The organism is Nonomuraea sp. NPDC052116 (assembly GCF_040680035.1).
Lineage (GTDB): Bacteria > Actinomycetota > Actinomycetes > Streptosporangiales > Streptosporangiaceae > Nonomuraea > Nonomuraea angiospora_A.
The window spans coordinates 155,781-174,625 of the sequence record NZ_JBFAWA010000007.1 but is presented as its reverse complement, the minus strand read 5'-3'; the positions used below and the strand labels follow the sequence as shown (position 1 = coordinate 174,625).

Genomic DNA, 18,845 nt, shown 5'->3' with positions numbered 1-18,845 from the left:
GGGAGAGATCATGCGGATGCTCATAGCGGGTGCCGCACTGGCCGGCCTGGCCGCGTGCGGCGGCGGGGGAGCCACGGGCGACGTCAAGATCGGCCTGTCGGTGTCGACGCTAAACAACCCGTACTTCGTGCAGTTCCGGGACGGCGCGCAGGCCGAGGCGAAGAAGCTGGGCGCCAGGCTGACCGTCACCGACGCCCAGAACGATCCGTCGCAGCAGGTGAACCAGGTCCAGAACTTCACCAGCCAGAACATGAAGGCGATCATCATCAACCCGGTCGACTCCGACGCGGCCGCCCCCGCGGTCAAGGCGGCCGACCGGGCCGCCGTCCCGGTGATCGCCGCCGACCGCGGCGTCAACGGCGCCGAGGTGGCCCAGACCGTGGCCTCCGACAACGTGGCCGGCGGGCGGCTCGCCGCCCAGGAGCTGGCCAGGCTGCTCGGCGAGAAGGGGAACGTGGCCGTGCTCCAGGGCGTGCCGGGCACCTCCGCCTCCCGCGACCGCGGCAGGGGGTTCGCCGAGGGCATCGCCGCGTACCCGAACATCAAGGTCGTGGCCCAGCAGCCGGCGTACTTCGACCGGGCCAAGGCCCTGGACGTCATGACGAACCTGATCCAGTCGCACCCCGACCTCGCCGGCGTGTTCGCCGAGAACGACGAGATGGCCCTGGGCGCGATCAAGGCCCTGGGGGCCCGGGCCGGGCAGCAGGTCAAGGTGGTCGGGTTCGACGGCACGCCCGACGCGATCAAGGCGGTCCGGGCCGGCACGCTCTCCGTCACCGTCGCCCAGCAGCCCAGGCTGCTGGGGCAGCAGGCGGTGGACGCCGCGGTGAGGGCCGCCAAGGGGGAGAGCATCCCCAAGGCGGTGGCCGTGCCCGTGAAACCGGCTACCAAGGAGAACGCGGACCAGTTCGGCTGAGGCTGAGCCGTTCGGCGCTCCCATCCGTCCAAGTAGGTGTGAAGAAAATGTGGCGAATCGTGCTCGTGCCGGTGCTCCTGCCGGCCCTGACCCTGTCCGCGGCCCCGGCTCCCGCGCAGGCGGCCGTCGCGCCGAAGAAGGTGCTGATCGACTACCGGAAGCAAGGAGGGTTCGCGGGGCTGAGCGACCATGTGATCGTCTACACGAACGGCTGCGTGCGGCTCAGCCACCGTACGGGGCCGACCGTCGACAAGTGCCTCACCGGCAAGGAGGAGCGCAGGCTGCGCACGTCCCTCAAGGGACTGAAGCTCGGGCGGTCCGAGGCCACCCCGCAGGGGGCGGACTTCCTCAAGTACACGCTTGTTTATAAGAAGCACCGCGTGAGCCGCTACACGCTGACGCCGAGCTGGCAGCCGGTGGTGCAGCAGCTCGACAAGATCATGGTGAAGTACTGGGCGCCGGACTGAGCCGGGTCTCCATCAAGTGATTGACCAAAAGGTAAGGGCAGGACTACCTTCGGCCGCATGGACAGCGGACCGGTCAACCTGATCCTCAAGGTCGCGACACAGCTGTTCGCCGCGCGAGGCTTCGACGGCACCTCCACACGCCAGATCGCCGAGGCCGCGGGGATGAACATCGCCACCGTCAACTACCACGTCGGTGGCAAGCGCGAGCTGTACCTGGCCGTCATGGAGCGCGCACACCGGGCGGAGAAGGCGGCCCTGGACCTGGCGTTCGCCCGGCTGCCCGGTGACGACCTCGTCGCGGCCGTCCACCGGCTGCTGGACGACTACCTCGACTTCTGCGTGGACAACCCCGAGGTGCCCGCCCTGTGGATGCACCGCTGGCTCTCCGACGCCAGTGACATCACCGAGCTGGAGCGCGAGTACGTGCAGCCGCTGATGGCCTCGGTGACCGCCGCCGTCCGGCCCGCGGTCGAGGGCGGGCTGATCGACGAGAAGGTCGATCTCGAGTACGCGATGTGGATGGTCATCTGGTCCGTGCACGGGTTCGCCAAGGGAGGCGTGCTGGACGCGGAGGGCCGCCGCAGGGCCGCCGGCGACCGGGCCGCCCTGCGCCGCTTCCGCTCCCACCTGCACCTGAGCGTCCACCGCACGCTCGGCCTGCCCGGCGACCCCCGCACGAAGGAGCCCACGTGAACCCCGCGGCGAGGAGCACCGAAGAGCTGCTGGACGAGCTGGCCAGGCTGAGATCACACGACTTACCCGTGCGCGGCGGCCAGGTGACGGCGTACGTCTACGACACCGGCCGGGCCGAGGTCCACGAGGCGGCGGCGCGGGCGTACTTCGAGATGCTGGAGGTGAACTGCCTCGACCCGACCGCGTTCCCCAGCGTGGTCGAGATGGAGCGGCAGGTCGTCGGCGCGGTCGCGGACCTGCTCGGCGGCGGCCACGGCATCTTCACCAGCGGCGGCACCGAGTCGATCATGCTGGCGGTCAAGGCCGCGCGTGACGCCGCGCGCAGGGCCCGCCCGAACCTGGTGCTCGCCGTCAGCGCCCACCCCGCCTTCCACAAGGCGGCGCACTATCTCGGCGTCGAGGTCGTGGCCGTGCCGGTGGACCTGGAGACGTACAAGGTGCGGGCGCGGGACGTGGCGGACGCGATCGACGAGAACACGATCATGGTCGTCGCCTCCGCGCCCTCCTACCCCCAAGGGGTGGTCGACCCGGTCGAGGAGGTCGCCGTCGTGGCCGCGGCGGCGGGCGTGCCGTGCCACGTGGACGCCTGCGTCGGCGGGTGGCTGCTGCCGTGGCTGCGCGCGGCGGGTGCGACGGTGCCGCCGTTCGACCTGTCCGTGCCGGGCGTCACGTCGCTCTCGTGCGACCTGCACAAGTTCGGGTACGCCCCCAAGGGCGCCTCGGTCGTGCTCTTCGCCGATCCCGCGATGCGGCGCAAGGCGTACTTCGCCTCCGCCGCGTGGCCCGGCTACACGATCGTCAACGCGACCGTGCAGAGCTCCAGGTCCGCCGGGCCGCTCGGCGGCGCCTGGGCCACGTTGCGGGCGCTGGGCACGGAGGGCTACCTGGAGCTGGGCCGGGCGACCCTGGAGGCGACGGTCAAGCTGCGCGAAGGGCTCGCGCGGATCCCCGGGCTGCGGGTGCTCGGCGAGCCGGAGTCGTCGCTGGTGGCGTTCGCCGGGGACGGGATCGACGTGTTCGTGCTGGCGGACGAGGCGCGGGAGCGTGGCTGGTTCCTGCAGCCGCAGCTCTCGTACGCCGGGATCCCGGCCAACCTGCACATCACGGTCACCGGGGTGACGCTCGCGGGGGTCGAGGACCTGCTGAAGGTGATCGCCGAGTCGGCCGAGGCCGCCCGGGAGCGGGGGCCGGTCGTGCTGCCCGACGGGCTGGTCGAGCTGGTGGCGGCCACGGACCTGGAAACGCTCGGTGAGGCGGACTTCGCCGAGCTGGCCTCCTCCGTGGGGGCGGACCTGCGGCCGGAGGCGGGGCAGCCGGAGATGGCGACGGTCAACGCCATCCTGGACGCGCTGCCCGCGGCCGCCAGGGAGGCGGTGCTCGTCCGGTTCCTGTCGGCCGTCTACGCTACCTGAGCGCATCCACCGGCTCCATCCTGGCCGCCCGCAGCGCCGGGTACAGCCCGGCCAGCAGGCCCACCAGGGCTCCGGCCACCGGCGCCGCGACCGCGAGGCGCACGTCCAGCAGCGGCGTCCACTGCTTGGCGGCCGACACCGCGACGACCGTGACGACGCCCAGGCTGGCGCCGATCACGCCGCCCGCGAGGCCGGTCAGCGTCGACTCCAGCAGGAACTGCGCGGCGATGTGCCGCCTGGCCGCCCCGAGCGAGCGGCGCAGGCCGATCTCCGGCACGCGTTCCATCACGGTGACGAGCGTGACGTTCGCGATGCCGACCGCGCCGACCACGAGCGAGACCAGGCCGAGGATCAGGAAGAGCGCGTTGACGTCGTCCTGCGCCTGGTCACGTGCCCTGGTGGGGCTGGGCGGGGCCATCACCTGCAGCATGTCGCCGTTCCCCGGGCTGAGCGCGGTGGGCGCCTGCCGGGCCACCAGGTCCGCCGCGCCCAGGCTCGTGTTGACCAGCACCCTGGTGACGTTCCGCAGCCCGAACTGCCTGCCCACCGTGGGCGGCACGAACACGGCGGTGCTCAGGTTCCGCTCGCGGCGCAGGTCGCCCAGGATGCCGATGACCGTGTACGCGTGCTTGCCGATGAAGATGGCCGGCGCCCGGTCGAGGCGGCCGACGCCGAGCAGCTTGGCCGCCTGGTCGCCGATCACCGCCACTCGGTCGCGCCGCTCGATGTGCCCTCGGTCGTAGAACCTGCCCTGCACCATCCTGCCGCGCGCCGCCTCGGGCAGCCCGGTCGTCGCGGCCAGCACGGTCAACGACTGGGCGGTGACCCTGGTGGGGTCCACGATGTCGTTGGAGCGCACGGACAGGTTCGCGCTGTCCTCCGACTCGGCCAGCGCGGCGGCGGACTCGACGCCGCGCAGCCTGGTCAGCCGGTCGATCGAGTCCCACTCCACGAGCGGCGTGTTCGGCGACTCCGGCACCTCCACCGTGATGGCCGTGGCCACCAGCGCGTCGAACCGGCCGACGATCTGGTTGCCCGCGGTGGCGGCCACGCCGAGCGTGATGACCAGCGTGGTGATGCCGAGCACGGTCCCGAGCGTGGTGAGCGCCGAGCGCACCGGCCGGGCGAGCATGCCGGCCACGGCCTCCCCGAACAGGTCGCGTACGTGCATCACTCCTCCTCCACCAGCACGCCGTCGGTGATCCGCACCCGGCGCCCGGCCCGCTTGCTGACCTCCTGCTCGTGGGTGATGACCACGAGCGTCATCCCCTGCCCCCGCAGCTCGTCGAACAGGCCGAGCACCGATTCGGTGTTGCGGCTGTCGAGGTTGCCCGTGGGCTCGTCGCACAGCAGCAGGGACGGCTCGCCCATGAGGGCCCTGGCGATGGCCGTACGCTGGCGCTCGCCCCCGGACAGCCGGTCGGGCGCGAACCCGGTCCGGTGGCCGAGGCCGACCCGTTCCAACGCCGCCAGGGCCCGCTCCCGCCTGCCTCTACGCGCCTGCCTGGCTGCGTTGATGGTCGCAGCCGCTTCGGAGCTCGTTGGCTTCGCTCTCTCCCTCCGAGCTCCTCTGCTCCGATAAATTTCGGCGAGCATGACGTTCTCGACCACGCTGCGGTGGGAGAGCAGGTGGAAGGACTGGAAGACGAAGCCGATCCGGTCGCCGCGCAACCTGGTCCTGGCCCCGTCGCGCAGGGTGGTGGTCTCCGTGCCGTCGAGGCGGTAGCTGCCGGAGCTGGGGCGGTCGAGCAGGCCGAGCACGTTCAGGAGGGTCGACTTGCCCGAGCCCGACGGGCCGACGATGGCCAGGTAGTCGCCCCTGTCCACCCGGAGCGTGACGCGGTCGAGCGCCCGGACCGGCGGTTCGGCGGCGAACTCCCTGCTGACCTCCGCCAGCGAGATCACCGGCTCAGGCACCGCTGACCACCACCCGGTCGCCCTCCTCGATCGCGCCGGCGACCTGGACGTTCCCGTCGGCGGTCAGGCCCGTACGCACCTCGACGTCCCTGGTCTGGTCCGTGGCGTACTCGACCCGCACCCGGGCCCTCCCGTCGGCCCCCGTGATCACCGCCGCCACCGGCACGACCAGCACCGGCTCCTTGGTGGCCCCCACCGTCACCCGCGCGGTCACCGCCGTCCCCGGCTTGAGCCCCTTCATCGAGGCGGGCGTGATCAGGACGGGCTCCGACCCGTCCTTGGCCTCCTCGGCGCCGGGCACCTTGGCCTGGTCGCCGACCGCGGTGAGGCGCGCCTTGTACGTCTTGCCCGTGTCGAGCTCGATGGCCGCCTCCATGCCCGTGCGCAGCAGCTCGGCCTCCGTCGCCTCCACCGCCCCCGTCACCGTGAACGCCGAACTGGTCACCGTGGCGACCTCCTTTTCGACCTGCTGCCCCTGCTTGACCGAGACCTTGCGCACCCGGGCGGGCAGCTTCGGCAGGAACACCACCTCGCCGGGCGGGACGGAGGTCCCGTACGTACGCGCGAACTCGGCCAGCATCCCCTTGGCCGCCGCCACGTCCTTACCGGCGTTGGTCACCTTGAGCCTGGTCGGGGAGAGCTGCCTGGCCTGGCGCAGCGCCTGCTCGGCGGTGGCCTTGGCCTCCTTCGCGGTCCGTACGGCCTTGCGCAGCTCCACCAGGCTCTTCTCCCTGGCCTGCCGCGCCTCCTCCGCGACCCGCTCGCGCGCCTCCAGGGCCGCCGCCAGGTCGGCCTGGGCGTTCTGGACCCGCAGCTCCAGCAGGCTCGTGTCGGTGGAGGCCGTGGGCTGGGGGGTGGCGGTGGCCGCCGGCGTGGGCTGTTTCCTGGCCTCGGCCAGCGCCTGCTCGGCCTCGGCCAGCTTCTCCTGCGCCGCGCGCACGGCCGCCTCGGCCGCCGCCGTCCTGGTCTCGTCCTCCGGCGTCACCTCCCGGGCCTCGGCCTCCTGGAGGGCGCGCTCGGCCGTCTTCAGGTCCGCCTTGGCGTTGGTCAGCCTCATCTTGAGCGGCAGCACGTCGCGCCCCTGGTCCAGCGTCTTCTTCTCGGCGGCGAGGGTCTCCTGGGCGGTCTGTACGGCCTTGCGCAGCGTGTCGTACGACTGCCGGTCGGTCAGCGTCGGCTGCTGCGCCTCGTACCCCTTCTTCGTGTACATGCGGGTGACGGCGGCGATCGTGGCCTGGTCGAACACGCCGGAGACGGGACCGCCGTACCCCAGCCTGCGCAGCGCCCGCTGGAGCTGCTTGACGTCGTCCCCCTTGCTGCCGGGGGCGATCGTGCGGTGCATCGGCACGGACCCGCGCAGCGCGAACACCGGGCGGCCGTTGACCTCCAGGAAGACCGAGCCCTCCGCGAGCCGGCCCTGGCGCGGCGCCCGGGTGGCCCGCTGCTGCTCGGCCGTGCCGCCGACGGCCCCGGCGAGGCTGACCGGCAGGGGCGAGCCGTACTCCAGCGTGCCGCTGACCACGACGGTGCTGACGAGCTTGCGGCGCTCGACGGCGGCGGTGACGAGCGAGGCCCGTGGCGCGGCGCGGCGGGCCGCCTCGTCGGCGGGGGAGCGCAGCCGGGAGCCCACGGCCCAGCCGGCGCCCGCGATGATCACAACTCCGGCGACGGTGCCGGCGAGGAGCTTGCGCGGTGACTTCATGCCGTGGTCACATGCCGAACTGGGCGCTGACCTGCCCCTGGACCGCCTGCTCCTTCGGCAGGAACGCAGGGTAGAAGTCCTTGCCGCACTCCAGGTCGTCGAGCGCCGCCTTGATCTCCTTGGCCAGATAGGGCTTGGCCTGCTCGGGAGTGAGCGTCGGCGCGTAGTACATCGGCACCTTGTCGTCCTTGGCGGGAGGAGCCACGTCGGGCACGTCGTCCAGCTGCTCGCGGCCCAGCTTGTCCTCGTTGCCGAGCCACGTCTTCTGCCCCAGCTCGGACATGGCGACCGGCGCGGTGTCGCCGACGGCGTAGCCCTTGCCCTTCAGGCAGGTGGCCATGGCGGTGGCCAGCTCGACCAGGTCGGGGTCGGTGTTCAGCTTGCCCTTGCGGGCGCGGACGGAGGCCTTGAACTGCGCGTCGTAGAAGTCTTCCGTCGACTTCAGCTTCAGGCCGAGGACCTTGTTGGCCGCCGAGACCTGGCAGGCGTCCATCGCCTTCCGGTACGCCTGCAGCTGCGCCTTGGAGAGCGCCGACTGGATCTTCCCGTTCGGGTTGCTCTCGGGGCTGCCGGCCTGGGTGTTGAAGGTGTCGGGGTAGATGTACTCGGCGAAGACCCCGAAGCCGTATTTTTCGCGATATTTCCGCATCGCCTGGTAGTTGCCAGAAGCGCGGCTCTTGTCGTCCTCGGTGCCAGGCTTGTGCGGCGTCACGTACGCGACGTACTTGAAGCCCTTCTGCTTCATGCAGTCCGCTTTGGCCGCTTCGAGCTGAACCTCCTTGTCCTCGGCGGTCGAGCTGGCAGAGGGCGCGGCGCTCTCGGCGGCGCCCCCGCAGCCGGAGAGCGCGGCCAGGGCCAGCAGGGCGGTGGCGGTCACGGTGAATCTGGTGAGCATGGCGAAGTCCGTCCTCCGATCCTGGGTGTCAGTAGGCGAACTGGGCCCTGACCTGCGCGTCGATCGCCGACTTGCGTGGAGTGAAGACCGGGTAGAAGTCCTTGCCGCACTCCAGGTCGTCGAGCGCCGCCTTGATCTCCTTGGCCAGATATGGCTTGGCCTGCTCGGCGGTGAGCGACGGCACGTTGATCGGCTGGTTCTCGCCCTTCTTCGCCGGAGGCGCGACATCGGGCACGGTGTCGTCCTGCTCCCGGCCCACCTTGTCCTGCTCCTTGTAGAACGCGTCCTGGCCACGCTTGGCCATGGCCGTCGGCCCGGTGTCGGTGACGGCGTAGCCCTTGCCCTTCAGGCAGGTGGCCATGGCCCCGGCCAGCTCCACCAGCTTGGGGTCGCTGTCGAGCGTGGCGGCCGTCGCGCGCTTCCTGGTGAGGGCTATCTGGTTGTAGTAGTCGAGGTTCGACTTCAGGGTCACGCCGAGGACCTGCTTGCCCGCCGTGACCATGCAGGCGTCCTTGGCCTTGTGGTAGGCGCTCAGTTGAGCCTCGGAGAGCGCCTCTTGGACCTTCATGTTCGGATCTTGATTGGGGCTTTCTCTCTGGGCCGCCGGGGCGTTCATCTCCTTGGGGTAGACGAACTCGGCGAAGACCTCGAAGCCGTATTTTTCGCGATATTTCCGCATGGCCTGGTAGTCGCCCGCGTCCCGGCGGCGGTCCTCGTCGCTCTGGGGCTGCTCCGGCTTCACCCACGCGACGTACTTGAAGCCCTTCTGCTTCATGCAGTCGGCCTTGGCCGCTTCGAGCTGGTGCTTCTTGTCCTTGGCCGCCGCCGCCGCGCTGGGGGAGGGCGGGGCGGCGGTCTCTGCGGCGCCCCCGCAGCCGCAGAGGACGGCCAGGGCGAGCAGCGCGGTAGGCAGCGTCTTCCTCGTCATGGCGGAAGACCATACTCCGTTTAACGGAGCATGGTCAATCCAGACAGTGCCGCCGCCTCCGGAACGGCACGGAGGCGGCCCCGAGGGCCAGCACGGCCAGCACGCCCCAGTAGGCCAGGTGCTGCCTGGTCAGGGAATCGGCGTTCATGGACAGCTCGATCGATCTCACCAGCAGGTAGATGCCCGACGCGAGCGCCCACCGGTGGTCGCGCGCCAGGTAGCAGCCCGCTACGGCCAGCCCGAACGCCGCCGCCTCCGTCGCCAGCCGGCTCAGGCTGAGCGGGTACCAGCTGCCCTCCTCCATCCATGAGGGACCCGCCCACGCGACGGCCACCACGGCCGCCGGCCACCACCATGACCGGATCCGCGGCGTCTCCCGCCTTCTCGACATGAGCACCAGCAGCCCGAGCAGCACCACCGCGTACCCGAAGGCCACGGCGAAGGGGCTGCTGTCCTGGAACAGGGCACGCCCGGTGAGGACCGACGGGTACACCGGCATCAGCGTCGGCTCGAACATCTGCCAGCCGCCCGCGACCGCGACCGCCTTCACGCCCGCGACGAGCGTGAGCGGGAACGCCACCGTCAGCCGTCCGCGCAGGACGGCCAGCAGCGCGAGCGCCGACAGCAGCGTCCACAGCGGCACCGCGCCCGCGTAGGGGAGCAGCGCCGCCAGGTTCGCGGCGGCCACGGCCGTGATGCCCAGGTGCAGGCCGTCCTCCCACGCGCTGCCCGTCGCCAGGTGGACGATGCGGCTGCGCACGCCGCCCACCAGCAGGCCCCACGCCTCCTTGGGCACCGGGACGTTCCTGCCGGGGCCGGCCGACTCCAGCAGGACGTCGACCAGCTCGTCGCCGTGCGCCGCGCGATACTGCCTCGGGTATGCCCGCAGTAACCGGCGGTAGCGCCGTTCGAGGGACGTCATGGGCTGGGGCATGGTGGCGGTCATGTGATCGGGCGCAGCACGAGGGAGGCGGCCTCCTGCATGCGCCTGGCCTCGGCCTCGACCAGGGTCCGTCCCTCGTCGGTGATCCGGAAGTAGCGCCTGTTCCGGCCGTTGACCGTCTCCTCCCGGTCCACGGTGATCACGCCGCGCTCGTTCAGGCGCTCCAGGATGCCGTAGAGGGTGCCGACCGACGGCTGGACCCGGCCGCTCGACAGCTCTTTGATCGACTTGCTGATCGCGTGGCCGTGCAGCGGGCCGGCGCGTAGGGCGGCGAGCACGAAGAACATCGGCTCGCTGACTTCTGAGGTTCCCCTGGGCATGGCCCAGATTATTCCGTTCAACGGAGCGTCCGCAACGTCCGGCGGCCTCTCGCGGAGAGGCCGCCGGACGGGCGGGGTCATCCGCAGCGCTCGCCGTTCAGGTGGAAGACCTCAGGGGACGGGTTGGGGCCCGAGGGGTTCGTGGCCACGAAGCCGAACGTCACGGACCTGCCCGGCTTGATCCTGCCGGAGCTCGTGGCCGTCACCACCGAGCCGGACTGCGACAGCGCCGCGCCCCAGTCCTGCCGGACGCGCTGGCCGCCGGGGAAGGACCAGCGCAGGGTCCAGCCGTCCACGGTCTGCCTGCCGGTGTTCTCGACCACGATCTGGCCGGTGAACTGGCCCGAGCCGTGCGCCGTGTAGCGCACCCGGCAGTCGGACCGCCCGCTCTTGTCGGCCAGGAACGCGGAGACCCAGGCCAGCGGGGAGTTCCAGTTGATGGTCAGCTCGTTCGTCGCCCACGACTCGATGTCGTCGATGTAGCAGAACTGCGGCTTGCAGCCCTTCAGGAGTCGCTGCGCGAGCGGGTCCTGGATGCCGGAGTTCGGGCCGCCGGCCAGCGTGCCGCGCGGCGGGTTGGGCAGCGCCGGGTCGAGCTGGTGGGAGTACCAGCGGCTGTGCTGGTTGTGCGAGGCCACCTCGCCGTAGCCGGTCACGTACGACTGGTTGAGCGCGTTGCGGCCGAGGATGTAGTCCATGCCCTCGCGCACGGCCGCCCGGTACTTCTCATGGCCGGTCAGGTCGTACGCCGTGGCCAGGACGACCAGGTTGTTCAGCACCAGGTTGTTCGAGCCCCAGTCGAAGTCCGGCGGGTTGTACGGCAGCCCGTACGGGTGCGCCCGCTGGACCGCCAGATACTTCTCGGCCCCCTCGACCACGGACTGCCGCACCCGCGCCCGGTCGGGGAGCGCGTTGGGCACCGTGGCCAGGTCGAGGCGGCCGAGCTGGGCGGTGTTGCCCCAGTCGAAGCCCCGGTCACGCCAGATGTCGCCCGTGTGGTGCGGCGAGGCCAGCACGAAGTCCTTGAACTCCTTCTCGCCCGTCGTGATGAACAGCTCCGCCGCCGCCCAGTAGAACTCGTCGCTCACGTCGGCGTCGTTGTAGGCGCCGCCGCCGGTGCCGTCGTTCGGGTCGGCGTACCTGGCCGGGTTGGCCTTGGCCGCGGCCCACGCCCTGCGGGCGGCCTTGAGGTTCCTGGCCGCGAACGCCGGGTCGTACGGGGCGAACAGCCTGGCCGCCTGGGCCGCCGTGGCCGCGAGGTTGAGCGTGGCGGCCGTGGAGGTGGGGTGCAGCTCGCGCGGCTGCGGGTCCAGGTGCGGCAGCAGCGGCAGGCCCGTCCAGCTCCGGTCGTGGATCTTGTGGTGGGCCATGCCCGCGAACGGCTTGCCCTCCGGCACCTGCATGCTCAGCAGGAACTCCTGCTCCCAGCGGGCCTCGTCCAGGATGTCCGGCCGGCCGTTGCCGCTCTCCGGGATGGCGAGCTGGCCGTCCTTGAAGGCCGCCCTGTCCCGCTCGTACGCGGCCATGAGCTGGTGGACCGAGATGCCGCCGTTGACGACGTACTTGCCGTGGTCGCCGGCGTCGTACCAGCCGCCCTTGACGTCGAGGGAGTAGTCGCAGACGCCGGGCTGGCAGGGGACGCTCACGTCGCCCTGGTTCGGCGCGACGCCGGCGTGCCCGGCGGGCCGGGCGTAGCCGGGCCTGAGGCTGTCGAGGATCTCGATGCCGCTGCGCTGCGTGTAGTAGAACTTCAGCGCGTCCGTGGGGAGCTGGTCGTAGATGTCCGCGGCGATGTCGAACGGCCGGCTCGTCTCGCCGTCGGCCGTCAGCGTGTAGTCCTTGCCGGGTTTGCGGTAGGAGCCGAAGTCGAGCGTGTGCACGTTCTGGCCGGAGCTGGCGTCCACGCCTCTGGGGGTGGTCCGGCCCTTGGCGACCGTCTGCTTGTCGGCGTTCTTGAGCTCCCAGTCCAGGGCCGTGGTCGCGGCGGTGACCACGGTGGCGTTCTTGGGGCCCTGGGGGAGGTAGCCGACCATGTTCACGCGGACGCGCGGGCCCGTGTCGGGCTCGTACACCTCGGGTTCGGCGCCGCCTTTGAGCGACACGTTGTCCATGCAGAACCTCCATGGCTCGGCGCTGCCGCCCAGTTGGAAGACGACCTGGGAGTTCGGCAGCGACACGGGGGCGGTGAACGTGTAGGAGTGGTCGTTGCCCGAGACGCTCAGCTCCGGGTTCGCCGACAGGTACTGCGTCCACGGGTCCACCGGGAGCTGGATCAGCGCCTTGCCGACCTTGGCGGGGGTCGCCGAGGCGCTGAACCGGTACGCGTACGTGTCGCCCGCCACCAGCGGGAGGTCGTTCTGGCCGATGATCACGTCCCACGGGTTGGCGGTGCCGCCGGGGATGTCGGCGCAGAGCCGGCCCTCGTCTATGGCGAGGGTGGTGTTGCCGGTGCTCCACCAGGGGGCGGTGCCGGAGTCGAAGGTGCCGTTCACGATCTGCTCGGGTCCCTCGTCCGCCAGTGCCGTCGTGGCGGGGGACAGGGCGACCATGGTGAGGAGGGCCAGTAAGGCGGCCCGGCTTCGGGTCATGGAGGTCCTCAGGGTTGGGAGCGCTCCCAATCGGAGCCCTCCGATCCTCCTTTCCCGTCGCCGTCCCGTCAACGGCCTGCGGAAACTGTGAAACTTTCAGGCGGGGCGGCGCATCGGCCAGAACAGCGTCCCGTCCGGCAGCGCGAACGGCTCGCTCTGCCGGTAGCCGTGGCGCGCGTACAGGTCGCGGTTGCGCGGGTCGCTGGCCTCCAGGTACGCGGGCACGTCGCCCAGCCGGGCGTGCTGGTAGCGCAGCAGCGCCGACCCGAGCCCCTCGTTCTGGCGGTCCGGGTGGACCGCCAGGAAGGCCAGATGGTGGTACGGCTCCGCCGGATGGTTCGCCTCGAACAACTCGTCGAGCACGCGGAAGCGCTCGACCCATTCGCCCGTCGTCTCGGCCAGGCGGCGGTCGTAGTCGGGCGGCTCGGGCAGCGGCGCGGTGCGCGGGAACCAGACCGCCACCGCGGGCCCGTCGTCGATGAGGTGGATCTCCCCGTGCTCGACGGCGTGGTCGACGAGGATCCGGAAGTTGGCGGTCATGACCCGGTGCCGCTCCCTGCGATCCGGCACGAGGTAGTGCACCGCCCTCAGCCCGGAGAACGCGGTCGCGATGAGCTCCGCCACCCGTCCCGCATCGTCCGCCGTCGCGTGACGGATGACCGGCCGCATCGCCCACGTCTGCTGTTTCATCGCCCAGGCTCCTCTCGTTCTGTCAGATGCCGTCCTGGGCGGTCGCCGCCTTGGCGCCCATCCCGACCAGTGAGTAAACGGCGGGTTGTCCGGTACGCAGGATGAACGCCCAAATCACCCCAATTACCGCAGCTACCCCGTAAACACCGGGCAGAATCCAGGTCAACGGATCACTCTCGGGTACGTTGAGCAGTGCCGCGAAGTTCGTCACCGCCAGCCAGACCATCACGGCCAGCGCGAGCGCGGCGGGCACCGGAGCGATCACCCGGCGCGCGAGCGTCTCCCCGCCCGGCTCCCTGACGAAGAAGACGATCACCGCGACGGACGTCACGAAGATCAGCAGCAGCACCCCGAACCCGCCGAACGAGCCGCCGTAGAAGAACAGCTGCACCAGCGGGTCGAGCCCGAGCGCCGCATAGACCAGGATGACCGCCAGCCCGAACACGCTCTGGGCGATCGAGCCCGCCTTGGGCGCTCCGCTGCGCGCCCTCGTCCGGCCGAAGACGGCCGGCAGCACCCGCTCGCGCCCGAGCGCGAAGAAGTAGCGGGCGGTGGTGTTGTGGAACGAGATCATCGCCGCGAACAGGCTGGTCACGAAGAGCACCCTGGCGATGTCCACCACCGCGTCGCCCAGGTGCGCCCCGGCCAGCTTGAAGATGGTGTCGGCCTGGTCGCGGTTCGCGACGGCCACGATGTTGGCGGGCCCGGTGGCGACCGTCATCGCCCATGACGACAGCGCGTACACGGCCGCGATGATCGCCACGGCAGAGTAGGTGGCCAGCGGGACCGTACGGCGCGGCTCCCGGCTCTCCTCCGAGAACACCACGGACGACTCGAACCCGACGAACCCCAGCGTCGCGATCACCAGCAGCGCCCCCACACCGGGTGCGAACAGCCCGCCCGGCGACAGCGTCTCCATCGAGAACCCGGAGGCCGCCGGGTGGGCCAGGTCCGCGAAGTCGAACAGCAGGATGACCGCCACCTCGGCGGTCAGCAGCACGGCCAGCAGGCGGCCGTTCACGTCCACCCGCATCAGGCCCAGGACCGCGACCAGCGCCCACGCGACCAGGGCGACCAGCCACCAGGGCGGTGTGAGGCCCAGCCAGCGCTCCAGCAGCGGCGTGGCCGCCGTCCCGAACGCGCCGTACAGGCCCACCTGCAGCGCGTTGTACGCGATGAGCGCCACCCAGGCCGCCGCGATGCCCGCGGGCCGGCCCAGGCCGCGGCTGATGTAGGTGTAGAACGCGCCGGCGTTGGCCATGTGGCGGGCCATCGCCACGTACCCGACCGCGAAGACCGCCAGCACCACCCCGACCACCAGGAACGCGATGGGCAGCCCGGTGATCCCGGTGACCGCGTACGCGGTGGTGACCACGCCCGCCACGACGGTGAGCGGCGCCGCGGCGGAGAGCACGAAGTAGACGACCGAGGGCGCGCCGAGCCGGTCGGCGGCGAGCGCGCCGGCGACGAGGTCGGGCCCGGACTTCACGGGAAGCATCGGATTCCTCCGGGGGTGGGGGTGTTCAGGTGCGGTAGGTCAGTACGGCGTCGCCGACGGCGGCGCTCACCTGGCGGCTCAGGTCGCGCAGCGGCTGGGGTATCGAGGTCGGCAGCGTGGTCAGGTACTGGCGGGCCACCCGCCGGTCGGCCGGATCGTCGAGCACGGTCTCCGTCATGTCGCACGCGTCCACCAGCGTGGCCAGCGCCATGTCCTGCGGCGACAGCGGCCAGTGTCGGACCAGCGCCAGCCGCAGCCGGGTCGCGGGCCACATGGCCTTGCTGAAGTCGGTGGAGAAGAACCGGGGCGGCTTGCGCCTGAGCAGTTTGGGGGCCTCGCGCTCCAGCAGCCCGGCATCGACCAACCGCGCGCCCACGTCATCGACGGAGCGCTGCGCCAGATACGCCAGCCATGTGCGCACGTCGGTGTGGTGCGGCGAATCCCCGATATCGGACAGCACCCGATTGGCCACCTTATCTGTGACGTCCTCGGAGTCGATCACGTCGAGTCGCACGCCGCGCACGGCGATCCTCTGGTGCAGCACGAGCTCGCCGATCAGGGCTCCCGCCAGGCCGAGCGCGATGCCCTGCAGGTGGAGGCGGGGTTTGCCCGTGCCGGTCGTGTCCCATGAGACGAGGAAGAAATCATCGGCAAGCACCTTGAATCGGTCCGCTCCCTATCGCCTTAAAAGGACAACCCGCTTTCGGCCGGCGGCGTTTGGCCGCCAGCGGAAATGTCTACCAAGAACGTGATCGCCCGGGTAGGCCCATTTATCACCAAGTCCGGAAAATGGTGATTTATGTTTCAAATGTCAGATAAAAAATGAGGAATTCTCGGGTGCCGGAAAGCTGTGCTGCGACACGAACGCGCAGGTCAGGCTGGTCTTGGGTTTGCCCTGCGGCAGCCGGTACGGTCGGGATCATGTGCGCGTACCGGACCGGATTCGTGGCGGTCGTCACGCTGGCCGCGCTGACCACGGCGTGCGGCACCGCCGTGCCCGTTTCGCAGGAGGCGGCGCTGCCCGCGGCGCCGTCCGCCAGCCGGACGCCGGGCGGAGGCGCGCTCTCGGGCAAGATCGTGGTGATCGACCCCGGCCACAACGGCGGCAACGCCGCGCACCCCGCGGAGATCAACCGCCAGGTCGACATCATCACCGGCAGGAAGCCCTGCAACACGACCGGCACGCAGACGAACGCCGGATACCCCGAACACGCCTTCACCTGGGACGTCGCCGGCCGGCTCAGGCCGATCCTGGAGAAGATGGGCGCCAAGGTCGTGCTGACCAGGCCCGACGACAAGGGCGTCGGCCCGTGCGTCACCGAGCGGGCCGCCATCGGCAACGAGGCCAGGGCGGACGCGGTCCTGTCGATCCACGGCGACGGTGCCGCGCCGAGCGGGCACGGCTTCCACGTGATCATGCCGGGGCTGGTCTCCGGGCACAACGACCAGATCATCAAGCCGTCCCGGCGCCTCGGGGTGGACATCAGGAACGCCTACCGGGACGGCACGGGCCTGCCGTACGCCACCTACACCGGCGTGGACGGGCTGCAGACCCGCACCGACCTGGGCGGGCTCAACCTCTCCGTGCGGCCCGCGGTGTTCATCGAGTGCGGCAACATGCGCAACCGCGGCGACGCGGCCAAGATGTCCGACCCCGGCTTCCGCGAGCGCATGGCCGTGGCCCTGGCCGCCGGGCTCAGGAAATATCTGACCTAGCCCTGCCGGTCGGGGAGGCCCCGTACGCGCGCAGGAACGCGGCCACGGCGGACTCGGAGAGCCGTTCGAGGTCGGCCTCGGTGTAGTGGTCGCCGCCGCCCCAGAACATGACCTTGTTCACCGGGACCCACAGCAGCAGGCCCACGAAGTGCTGGGCGATCAGCTCGGGGTCGTCCGGGCGGAGCAGGCCGCGGGTGGCCAGGCGGTCGAAGGCGGCGGCCAAAGTCTCCAGCGAGCGCTCGAAGCCCTGCTGGTACCAGGTGCGGCCGAGGTCGGGGAACCGGTCGGCCTCGGCGATCACCAGCCGGCGCAGGCGGAGCACGTCGGGCCGCATGAGCGCGCCGAGGAACTGGCGGGCCAGCGCCCCCAGGTCCTTCGCCAGGTCCTCGCTGTCGTCGAGCGCCGCGCTGATGAGCTTGGCCAGCCCTTCGACCTGGGTCGTCGTGTCGAGGATGATGCTCGTGAACAGCTGCTCCTTGTCGGTGAAGTGCTTGTAGACGGTCTGCTTCGAGACCGACGCCAGCGCCGCCACCTCGTCCATGCTCGCGCCCACGTAGCCGTTGCGCAGGAACACCGGCCGGGCCGCATCCATGATCTGCCTGCGCTTGCGTGCCGTGCGGCCGTCCTCTTCCGGTGCCATGCCCATCCCTTCGCCCTTCGACGAGGACACAGTACTAGACAGTTCCGTACTTATGTGGGTACGGTACCGTCTAGTTCCACCGATGAAAAGGACAAAGCAGGACATGAGTGATCTTCAGCAGCAGGTGCAGGAAGCCGCCGACGGGCTCGTCGAGTCAGGCGCGGAGCGCGGGCTCCAGGTGGCCGTCTATCGTGACGGCGTCCAGGTCGTGGATGTGGTGGCGGGCGTGGCCGACCCCGGGACCGGGCGGCCCGTCACGGCTGACACGCCCTTCTACAACTTCTCGATCGGCAAGGGCGCCACCGCGACCGTGGCCCACGTGCTGGCCGAGCGGGGGCTGTTCGGTTACGACACCCCGGTGGCGGAGCTGTGGCCGGAGTTCGGGCGGCACGGCAAGCAGGGCGTGACCGTGCGCCACGTGCTGTCGCACACGGCCGGCGTGCCGGGGGTGCCGCTCGACACCACGCCTGAGGACGTCTGCGACTGGGACAAGATGGTCGCCGCGCTGGAGGACGCCGAGCTGTGGTGGGAGCCGGGCACGAAGGTGGGCTACCACGCGTACACGTTCGGGTTCCTGGTCGGCGAGATCGTCCGGCGGGTCACCGGCAAGCCCATCTCGCAGGTGCTGCTGGAGGACGTGGCGGGCCCGCTGGGCGTGGCCGGCGAGCTCTACTTCGGGATGCCGGAGACCGAGCACCACCGGCTGGCCAGGCTGGAGGACGCGCCGGTGGACCCGGCGGCGTGGGGCGAGATGCCGGCGGACCTGCCGATGTTCAAGGCGGGGCCGATGACGCTGATGCCGACCGCCGAGCTGGGCAACCGCGGCGACTACCTGTCCTCCGACATCCCCGCGGGCGGCAAGACCTCGGCCCGGGCCATCGCGCGGATGTACGCTGCGCTGCTCGGCGAGGTGGACGGGACGCGGCTGATCCCGCCCGGCCGGCTGCGCGAGGTGACGGCGGTGGCCTCCAGCGGGCTCGACGAGGTGTTCGGCATGCCGACGACCTGGGGGCTCGGGTATGGCATCGGAGGCCCCGGCTCGACCGCCGAGGCGAGCCCGACGGTGTTCGGGGTGCCCGGGGCGGGCGGCAGCGCGGCCTGGGCCGACACGGCGACCGGCACCGCGTTCGCGCTCACCAAGAACCGGCTCACCAACGACTTCGCGGCCGCGAGCCTGATCGGCGGCATCGTGACCGGTGCCTAGAACGTCCGGCCCGCAGGTCAGCCGTCGCGGCAGAGGGGCTTGCCCCCGACCACACAGGCGATGTCGTCGAGTTGGCAGCTGAGCAGGGTGCCGTCCATGCCGAGCACGAGCACGAGGTCGCGCCTGGAGGGATGTGCCAGCATGACCCTGCCGACCACGCCATTGTCCAAGATCACGGTCGGGCGGCCTGCCGCGTTGTCCATGCCCTCGTGACTCCTCTCCGCTGCGGAACGAAAGCCGTTCCCCACCAGGATGCACAGGTGTGTGCCGCGAGCGCATCGGTCATCCGGCTGTTATTTTCCGGTCCGGGGGTCGG

At 70.9% G+C, this 18,845-nt stretch carries 19 protein-coding genes; 6 read left to right on the top strand and 13 right to left on the bottom strand.

The features are described from left to right. The first annotated feature begins 10 nt into the window (after positions 1-10). From AB0L65_RS15570 to AB0L65_RS15555, 4 genes are read left to right on the top strand one after another with little or no spacing between them, the layout of a single operon-like run. Positions 11-916: a substrate-binding domain-containing protein gene (locus AB0L65_RS15570; protein ID WP_364245226.1), complete on the top strand. Its 906-nt coding sequence runs from the start codon at positions 11-13 to the stop codon at positions 914-916. Between the two features lie 47 nt (positions 917-963). Then, the gene (locus AB0L65_RS15565; RefSeq protein WP_364245224.1) at positions 964-1,383 is read left to right on the top strand and encodes a hypothetical protein; all 420 of its coding nucleotides are present in this window, start codon (positions 964-966) and stop codon (positions 1,381-1,383) included. A 57-nt stretch (positions 1,384-1,440) separates the two neighbouring features. Further along, on the top strand, positions 1,441-2,076 hold the full coding sequence (locus tag AB0L65_RS15560) for a TetR/AcrR family transcriptional regulator (RefSeq protein ID WP_364245221.1): 636 nt from the start codon (positions 1,441-1,443) through the stop codon (positions 2,074-2,076). Beyond that, entirely contained in the window at positions 2,073-3,488 is a 1,416-nt protein-coding gene (locus AB0L65_RS15555) for an aspartate aminotransferase family protein (protein ID WP_364245218.1), read from the top strand. The genes AB0L65_RS15560 and AB0L65_RS15555 overlap by 4 nt, the downstream gene beginning before the upstream one ends. On the opposite strand, the gene AB0L65_RS15550 is transcribed toward AB0L65_RS15555, so the two are convergent. The 11 genes from AB0L65_RS15550 to AB0L65_RS15500 all read right to left on the bottom strand — a co-directional run bounded on the left by AB0L65_RS15550 (position 3,481) and on the right by AB0L65_RS15500 (position 15,627). Then, positions 3,481-4,659, bottom strand: coding sequence for an ABC transporter permease (locus AB0L65_RS15550; protein ID WP_364245216.1), 1,179 nt, complete (start codon positions 4,657-4,659; stop codon positions 3,481-3,483). The two genes, AB0L65_RS15555 and AB0L65_RS15550, sit on opposite strands and share 8 nt — an antisense overlap. Further along, positions 4,659-5,405 carry an ABC transporter ATP-binding protein gene (locus AB0L65_RS15545; RefSeq protein ID WP_364245213.1) on the bottom strand — a complete coding sequence of 249 codons (747 nt, stop codon included), beginning with the start codon at positions 5,403-5,405 and terminating at the stop codon, positions 4,659-4,661. The genes AB0L65_RS15550 and AB0L65_RS15545 overlap by 1 nt, the downstream gene beginning before the upstream one ends. Continuing rightward, positions 5,398-7,107, bottom strand: a complete 1,710-nt coding sequence (locus AB0L65_RS15540; RefSeq protein WP_364245210.1) for a peptidoglycan-binding protein — start codon at positions 7,105-7,107, stop codon at positions 5,398-5,400. The genes AB0L65_RS15545 and AB0L65_RS15540 overlap by 8 nt, the downstream gene beginning before the upstream one ends. 7 nt (positions 7,108-7,114) lie before the next feature. Then, entirely contained in the window at positions 7,115-8,002 is an 888-nt protein-coding gene (locus AB0L65_RS15535; RefSeq protein WP_364245208.1) for a hypothetical protein, read from the bottom strand. Positions 8,003-8,030: 28 nt separating this feature from the next. Beyond that, positions 8,031-8,930: a hypothetical protein gene (locus AB0L65_RS15530; protein WP_364245205.1), complete on the bottom strand. Its 900-nt coding sequence runs from the start codon at positions 8,928-8,930 to the stop codon at positions 8,031-8,033. Positions 8,931-8,964: 34 nt separating this feature from the next. After that, positions 8,965-9,852, bottom strand: a complete 888-nt coding sequence (locus AB0L65_RS15525; RefSeq protein ID WP_364245202.1) for a hypothetical protein — start codon at positions 9,850-9,852, stop codon at positions 8,965-8,967. 20 nt (positions 9,853-9,872) lie between these two features. Continuing rightward, positions 9,873-10,193: a PadR family transcriptional regulator gene (locus tag AB0L65_RS15520; RefSeq protein ID WP_350723555.1), complete on the bottom strand. Its 321-nt coding sequence runs from the start codon at positions 10,191-10,193 to the stop codon at positions 9,873-9,875. A 77-nt stretch (positions 10,194-10,270) separates the two neighbouring features. Then, entirely contained in the window at positions 10,271-12,781 is a 2,511-nt protein-coding gene (locus tag AB0L65_RS15515; protein ID WP_364245199.1) for a glycoside hydrolase family 9 protein, read from the bottom strand. Positions 12,782-12,877: 96 nt separating this feature from the next. Next, positions 12,878-13,471, bottom strand: coding sequence for a GNAT family N-acetyltransferase (locus AB0L65_RS15510; RefSeq protein ID WP_364245197.1), 594 nt, complete (start codon positions 13,469-13,471; stop codon positions 12,878-12,880). 22 nt (positions 13,472-13,493) lie between these two features. Beyond that, positions 13,494-14,969 (bottom strand): APC family permease, encoded by a 1,476-nt coding sequence (locus AB0L65_RS15505; protein WP_364245194.1) that lies wholly within the window; start codon positions 14,967-14,969, stop codon positions 13,494-13,496. A 25-nt stretch (positions 14,970-14,994) separates the two neighbouring features. Beyond that, positions 14,995-15,627 carry a GPP34 family phosphoprotein gene (locus AB0L65_RS15500; RefSeq protein ID WP_364245192.1) on the bottom strand — a complete coding sequence of 211 codons (633 nt, stop codon included), beginning with the start codon at positions 15,625-15,627 and terminating at the stop codon, positions 14,995-14,997. Between the two features lie 263 nt (positions 15,628-15,890). On the opposite strand from AB0L65_RS15500, the gene AB0L65_RS15495 reads away from it, so the two are divergent. Beyond that, positions 15,891-16,685 (top strand): N-acetylmuramoyl-L-alanine amidase, encoded by a 795-nt coding sequence (locus AB0L65_RS15495; protein ID WP_364245189.1) that lies wholly within the window; start codon positions 15,891-15,893, stop codon positions 16,683-16,685. Here AB0L65_RS15495 and AB0L65_RS15490 read toward each other — a convergent pair. Then, a complete protein-coding gene (locus AB0L65_RS15490) occupies positions 16,666-17,325 on the bottom strand; it encodes a TetR/AcrR family transcriptional regulator (protein ID WP_364245186.1) in 660 nt (219 codons plus the stop codon). The genes AB0L65_RS15495 and AB0L65_RS15490 overlap by 20 nt on opposite strands. Positions 17,326-17,428: 103 nt before the next feature. Here AB0L65_RS15490 and AB0L65_RS15485 point away from each other — a divergent pair, with 103 nt between their 5' ends. Next, complete coding sequence (locus AB0L65_RS15485; RefSeq protein ID WP_364245184.1) at positions 17,429-18,529, top strand: serine hydrolase domain-containing protein; 1,101 nt, start codon at positions 17,429-17,431, stop codon at positions 18,527-18,529. A 17-nt stretch (positions 18,530-18,546) separates the two neighbouring features. Here AB0L65_RS15485 and AB0L65_RS15480 read toward each other — a convergent pair whose 3' ends face one another. Then, the gene (locus AB0L65_RS15480) at positions 18,547-18,732 is read right to left on the bottom strand and encodes a hypothetical protein (RefSeq protein ID WP_345000866.1); all 186 of its coding nucleotides are present in this window, start codon (positions 18,730-18,732) and stop codon (positions 18,547-18,549) included. Between the last annotated feature and the right edge of the window lie 113 nt (positions 18,733-18,845).